Raw genomic sequence first — 5831 nt, 5'->3', positions numbered from 1 at the left:
AAAAATTAGTCATTGCGGTGGTGCTTGTGGAGTTTTTGGCGGGTGCGGGGGTAGGAGCTACCTAGAGGGTAGTGACTACTCCCCAAACTCGCCAAATCTACGCAATGATTACCCAAGGAGCCATTTTCCCGTAGGAAAGCCGAATTTCCTTTTCGCTCAAAGCCCCCCCTGCCCCTCTGCCCATACCACTCACAACAACCCAACAGGCACTTTGAGCACAACTTTTTTGGGCGCAAATAGCGGTGCGTGCTCGCAATCTCCCTCATACTCCAATCCCCCCGCATGCACATCTTGAGGGAAAAACACTCCCAAAATCCCGCTATGGAAAGACAAGCGGTGCGGCGGTATCGTGGGGGCGCGGTAGATGATGAGATCTCTGCTCTCATCATAGGGTGCAAGCGGCGTGAAGTCCGCGATATGCCCCACTTCAAAGCACTCCGCCCCCGCCACGCATAGCTGAAAATCCACAAACGCCCTGTGGGACTCATAAAACGCCTGCGCGCGGGGCTTGAGAGGATAAGTCTGCTCGATAGCGCGCACGCCACTCCCTAGATCGTAGCTCATCTCCACGCGCTCGCTTTCCGCGCTGCTTTGTAGCGCGATGATACGCTGATGCACCACTGAATCTATTGTGAGTGCCTGCACGAGATACTCCCTAACCTCCGCAAGTGCAGGGTGGCGTGCGAAAAACTCCCCAAACTGCTCCAAATGCCCGATGATTGCCATCTCTAAGCTCCTCTAATTTTTGTGTGATTATAGCATTTTGCCCCCGCCCTATCCATCGTGTTAGGCAAAAGATAGTAAAATCGCACTTCTCTTTTGAGATTTTGAGATCTTTTACAGACAAAGGTTGTGATTGCTAAGGTGCGTTTTTGCGTGTGTGTCGCTTCTATCTCTGCTTTTTGCGCAATCCCAAATCGATTATGGCAAGCTCGCTCTGCATACAGAATCTAAGCCAAACGCCCCGTATGTGGGCTTAAGTAGCGGCGTGGTGCTGTTAGGCTCTATCGCAGGGGCTGGGGTTTTATACCTGATGCCCGAGAGCGTTACCAACTGGAACAAAGAGGATATTTACTATCTGGGTGTGAATTGGCGCGATAATGTCTCAAAGGTACTCGTGGCGGACAAGGACGACTGGCTGCTCAATTGGATTGGGCATCCTTATTGGGGCGCGGTGTATTATATGCAGCCTAGGAAGGCGGGCTATGGGTGGTTTGAGAGCGCGCTCTTTTCGTTTGTGGCGAGCACATTTTTTTGGGAGTTTGGTATCGAGGCGTTTGCGGAGGTGCCTAGCTGGCAGGATCTCGTCATCACCCCCGCCTTTGGCGCGCTTTTGGGAGAGCTGTTTTATCAAGCGAGTGTGTATATCTACGCGCATGATCACACATTGCTAGGATCTCGATCCTTGGGGGATTTTGCACTCATTGCTATGGATCCCGTGGGCGCGCTTATTGAGCTTGCGGAGCTTGATAGGCGATTTGGGATTAGTAAAAATGTCCTTTACACACGCCTTAGCCCCACGCGCTCACGGCGAGGGGATAGCGGTATCGTGCTAAGTTTGCATTATTTATTTTAGACTAAAGGAATACTATGCGTTTTGAAGTTTCACAAAAAGCCAAGCTTCCCACCAAATATGGGACATTTTGGATTCAGAGTTTTAGAGAGTATGTGGAGGATTTAGGATTAGGCGCGGCGCGGGATTTACAGAATCTAGAAGGCGCGCAGGATTTAGAGGGCGGCGGCACGCACGCAGCGCAAATCCCCCTAGCCTCTCCTAGAGAGCATCTCGTGGTTTTCACGCAGCATTTGGGCAAAATCCCGCTTGTGCGCTTGCATTCAGAATGCCTCACAGGCGATGTGTTTGGCTCGCTCAAATGCGATTGTGGCGAGGAGCTCGCGCACTCTATGAGGGCAATTCATTCGCACAAAGAGGGCGGTATGCTGCTGTATCTGCGCCAAGAGGGCAGGGGCATAGGGCTTTTTAACAAAGTCAATGCCTACGCGCTCCAAGATAAGGGGCGAGATACGATAGAGGCAAATCTCGAGCTTGGCTTGCCTAGTGATTGCAGGAATTATGAGATTGTGAGCGCGATTTTTCAGTCCTTTGGGATTAGGGAGATTGAGCTGCTGACTAACAACCCGCTTAAAGTAGATTCTCTAGCGCAATACGCCAAAGTCAGCAGACAAAGTATCATCGTGGGCTGCAATGAGCACAACAAGCAGTATTTGGAGATAAAAAAGCACAAAATGGGGCATTTGCTCTAAGGGTGTCCTAGGTGCCTTAATCCTAGGCTTAAGGTAAATATTTTACAATGTGTGTTTTTTAGAGTTTGTGAGGAGTGAAGTATGCGCACGATGATTAGCTATGATGAAGCCCTAGAGATTTTACACAATATCCCTCTAACTCCCCTCCCTAGCCAAAAGCTTATCTTCACCCAAGCGCTTAATCGCTACCTAGCCCAAGATATTTTCGCCCCTAGGAATGTCCCGCCCCTGCCCACTGCGAGTATGGATGGCTATGCCATAGCGAGCGCGGATATACAGACTTTGCGCAGTGAGGGGCTGTGTATCCAAGCCACCAATAACGCAGGCACGCAGCGGGAGTTTGAGCTAGAATCTAAATGCACAATCCGCACTTATACAGGCTCGAGAATGCCTAAGGGCGCGGATACGATGATACTAAAAGAAGATGTCGATGAGTATCAAGACAAAGGCAGGGAGTTCATACGGCTAAAAGATCCAAGCCAAGCCATTAGCCCTAAGCAATGGGTGCGCCAAGTGGGAGAAAACTACACCAAAGGGCAAAAGCTCTTAGAATCTGGCACGCGTATCACGCCCTTTGAGATAGGACTCCTAGCAGATCTGAATCAAGTCTTTGTGCAGGTGGTGCAAAAGCCTAAAGTAGGGATTTTGAGCATAGGCGATGAGATCATCGAGGTGGGGGAGGAGAGCCACTCGAGCAATGTTTTGAGAAGTGTCAATAACCACTTGCTAAACGCCCTTGTGGAATCTCTAGGGGGCGAGGGCATACTTTACCCAAAAGTGGGCGATGATGTGGATTCTATCCGCGCACTCTATCGCCAAGCCCTCGCGCAATGCGATATTTTGCTAACCACGGGCGGTATGAGCGTGGGGGATTTTGACTTTACTAAAGACATTATGGACCAAGAGACGCAAATGGTGTTTAAAGGCGTGCGCCTAAAGCCCGGCAAGCCCGTAGCGTATGGAATCTACACTAATGGAGATAAGCAAACCCATGTCTTTGGCTTGCCCGGCTACCCCAACTCGTGCGCAGCGACATTCCTGCTCTTTGGGCGCGTGATCCTTACGCGATTATGCGGCTCTATCGCGGGGCAGCTCGTGCTAGAGGCGACTTTGCTCGATGAGGCAGTGCGCACGGATTCTCGGATGGAGTTTCGCGCGTGTGATGTGCAGGTGCGCGAGGGCAAGCTGTATGCGAGCTTTGCACGCAAAAAGACTTTACAAAGCTCGATGATTGAAAATCTCGGTGCGCACACGGCGTTTGCAATACTGCAAGAAAATGGCGCGAGCTTACCAAAGGGCGCGGTTGTGCCGCTTTTGGTGTTTCGCGATTTGGTGTGAGATTTTTTGGTGTGAGATTTTAAAAAGGGAGGCAGAGGAATGATACGCATAGAATTTTTGGGACCTTTGAGCGCGCAGGAGCCCCTCGAGCTAGAAGTGGCAAACCTAGGGGAGTTGCGAGCGCACCTAGCGCAAAAGCCAGAGCTTAGCAAGTGGCTTGGAATCTGCGCGGTGGCAGTGAATGATGAGATCATCAAAGATGAGAATTTCGTGCTTAAAAATGGCGATAGAGTCCTTATCCTGCCTCCTGTGTGCGGTGGGTGATGCGCTATCTTAGCCTGTATCATGGCGCGCTGCCCACAAGCGAGATTTATGAGGCGTGGGAGGCGTTTGCTAGGGAGCAAAACTGCGGCGCGATGTGTGTCTTTACCGGTATCGTGCGCCAAGAGGCGTCTAGAGAGGGAGAGCTTACAGAATCTAGCGCAAAAGAATCCAAAGAGGCAGAATCCCAAGGGAGAGAATCTAAGGAGGGAGAGCCCGCCTCATCGCACTCCATCTCATCACAACCTAGCGCGCAAGCCTTTGTGCGCGCCTTAAGCTTTGATGTGTATGAGCCGCTGCTGCAGAAGTGGTTTGAATCTTGGCAGGCAAAAGCCGCGCAGGCAGGCGCAGTGCTGCTGATGGCACATTCTGTGGGCGATGTGGCGCATACGCAAAGCTCGTATATGTGCGCGATTATCTCCAAACAACGCAAAGCCGCGCTTGGGCTCTATGAGGCGTTTATCGAGGATTTTAAGGCAAACGCGCCCATTTGGAAATACGATGTGATAGGTGCTAGGCGCGTGTTTGCGCTTAGTCGCAGCACGCCCATTGAGGGCAGTGGGGTGCTCGATGCCAAAAATCATCGCCTTTAGCGGCAAAAGCAATAGCGGCAAAACCACGCTTATTTGCAAACTAGCAGAGATTTTGCGCGCTCAAGGCAAGAGCGTGGGCGTTATCAAGCACGATCCAAAGGACAAGGCGGAGTTTGATACAAAGGGCAAAAAGGAGCGCAAGGATAGCTATAAATTCTCACTTGTAGCGCAAAATGTCGCGGTTATCTCACCCAAAAAAAGCGTGATTTTTGGATTTTGCACACAAGATGATGAGGGGCGAGAAAATGTCGCGCAGGGTGGAAGTGCGCAGGATAAGGGCGTGCGGAGTGAAAATGAGCGGAGTGAGAGCGTGCAAGGTGGTGCGCAGAATGATAGTGTGTGCGGAGCGCAAAGAGATTTGAGTGCGTATGAGTTGCGCGAGTTTGAGCGTGCGTTGGAGTTTTTTGGCGCGTGTGATTATGTGTTTATCGAGGGGCTAAGGACACTGCCCTATAGGCGTATCATCGTGGCGCGCGGGGAGCTTGATAGCGCGTATCTGCCCTATGGCGTGGCGATAGCGATGGATAGAGAGCTAAGGAATCGTATCGATGTGGCGAGGCTGGGGGATTTGGAGGTGCTAGATCTCAACAATCCCCAAGAGATTTTAGATTTTATCGACAAGGAGTGCGTGTGCAAAGGATCAAAATAGGGATTTTGGTATCATCAGATAGGGCTTCTAGCGGCGTGTATGAGGATATTTCTGGCAAGGCGATTAGGGAGGTGCTAAGCGAGTTTATCGCCAATGAATGCGAGTTCGTGTATGAGGTGGTGAGCGATGACTTCGCGCCCTTAGAAGCGAGCTTGAAAAAAATGTGTGATGAATGCGCGTGTGATCTAGTCGTTACTACCGGTGGGACGGGACCTGCGCCTAGGGACATTATCCCTGAAGTAACCCAAAGCGTGTGTGAGAAAATGCTGCCCGGATTTGGTGAGCAAATGCGCGCAGTGAGCCTAAAGTATGTGCCCACGGCTATTTTGTCGCGTCAGAGCGCGGGTGTGCGGGGCAAGAGCCTTGTCCTCAACCTCCCGGGCAAACCAAAGAGTATCAAGGAGTGTTTAGAGGCGGTGTTCCCCGCGATACCTTATTGTATCGATCTCATAGGTGGGGCGTATATCGAGCCAAATACGCAAGTTATCAGCGCGTTTCGCCCAAAGAGCAGTTTTTAGCGCAAGTTTGTTTGTGACAAGCTTTGCGTATCGGCGATGTGAGCCCGCATTGCGCAGAATCTACTTGCTTAGATTCTGTATTTAGCGTTATCTTAGTAAGGAGCCCCAATGCCAGAGTATTATCTCAGGAGACTAGCCTATAAGGTCCTATCGTGGTTTATCCCAAAGCGAGAATGGCGCGTAGCGTTTGGCAAGAAAATGGGCTTT

General features: G+C 51.0%; 8 protein-coding genes. 7 read left to right on the top strand and 1 reads right to left on the bottom strand.

Annotation, left to right across the window (positions count from 1 at the left end):
- Window positions 1-189: 189 nt before the first annotated feature.
- Complete coding sequence (locus ACH2BK_RS09905) at window positions 190-726, bottom strand: YhcH/YjgK/YiaL family protein (protein ID WP_395003782.1); 537 nt, start codon at window positions 724-726, stop codon at window positions 190-192.
- 154 nt (window positions 727-880) lie between these two features.
- Here ACH2BK_RS09905 and ACH2BK_RS09900 point away from each other — a divergent pair, with 154 nt between their 5' ends.
- The 7 genes from ACH2BK_RS09900 to mog all read left to right on the top strand — a co-directional run bounded on the left by ACH2BK_RS09900 (window position 881) and on the right by mog (window position 5624).
- Window positions 881-1576: a DUF3943 domain-containing protein gene (locus ACH2BK_RS09900; protein WP_395003780.1), complete on the top strand. Its 696-nt coding sequence runs from the start codon at window positions 881-883 to the stop codon at window positions 1574-1576.
- A gap of 14 nt (window positions 1577-1590) precedes the next feature.
- Window positions 1591-2265 carry a GTP cyclohydrolase II gene (ribA, locus tag ACH2BK_RS09895; protein ID WP_394994737.1) on the top strand — a complete coding sequence of 225 codons (675 nt, stop codon included), beginning with the start codon at window positions 1591-1593 and terminating at the stop codon, window positions 2263-2265.
- A gap of 81 nt (window positions 2266-2346) precedes the next feature.
- Window positions 2347-3603: a molybdopterin molybdotransferase MoeA gene (locus ACH2BK_RS09890; RefSeq protein WP_395003778.1), complete on the top strand. Its 1257-nt coding sequence runs from the start codon at window positions 2347-2349 to the stop codon at window positions 3601-3603.
- 39 nt (window positions 3604-3642) lie between these two features.
- Entirely contained in the window at window positions 3643-3867 is a 225-nt protein-coding gene (locus ACH2BK_RS09885) for a MoaD/ThiS family protein (protein WP_394994732.1), read from the top strand.
- Complete coding sequence (locus ACH2BK_RS09880; RefSeq protein ID WP_395003776.1) at window positions 3867-4457, top strand: molybdenum cofactor biosynthesis protein MoaE; 591 nt, start codon at window positions 3867-3869, stop codon at window positions 4455-4457. Before ACH2BK_RS09885 ends, ACH2BK_RS09880 begins: the two co-directional genes overlap by 1 nt.
- Entirely contained in the window at window positions 4390-5106 is a 717-nt protein-coding gene (locus ACH2BK_RS09875) for a molybdopterin-guanine dinucleotide biosynthesis protein B (RefSeq protein WP_395003773.1), read from the top strand. Before ACH2BK_RS09880 ends, ACH2BK_RS09875 begins: the two co-directional genes overlap by 68 nt.
- The gene (gene mog, locus ACH2BK_RS09870) at window positions 5088-5624 is read left to right on the top strand and encodes a molybdopterin adenylyltransferase (protein ID WP_395003771.1); all 537 of its coding nucleotides are present in this window, start codon (window positions 5088-5090) and stop codon (window positions 5622-5624) included. The genes ACH2BK_RS09875 and mog overlap by 19 nt, the downstream gene beginning before the upstream one ends.
- Window positions 5625-5831 lie beyond the last annotated feature (207 nt).

It is taken from the genome of uncultured Helicobacter sp., from assembly GCF_949282165.1.
Taxonomy (GTDB): domain Bacteria; phylum Campylobacterota; class Campylobacteria; order Campylobacterales; family Helicobacteraceae; genus Helicobacter_F.
This window is presented reverse-complemented; position numbering and strand designations above follow the sequence as displayed.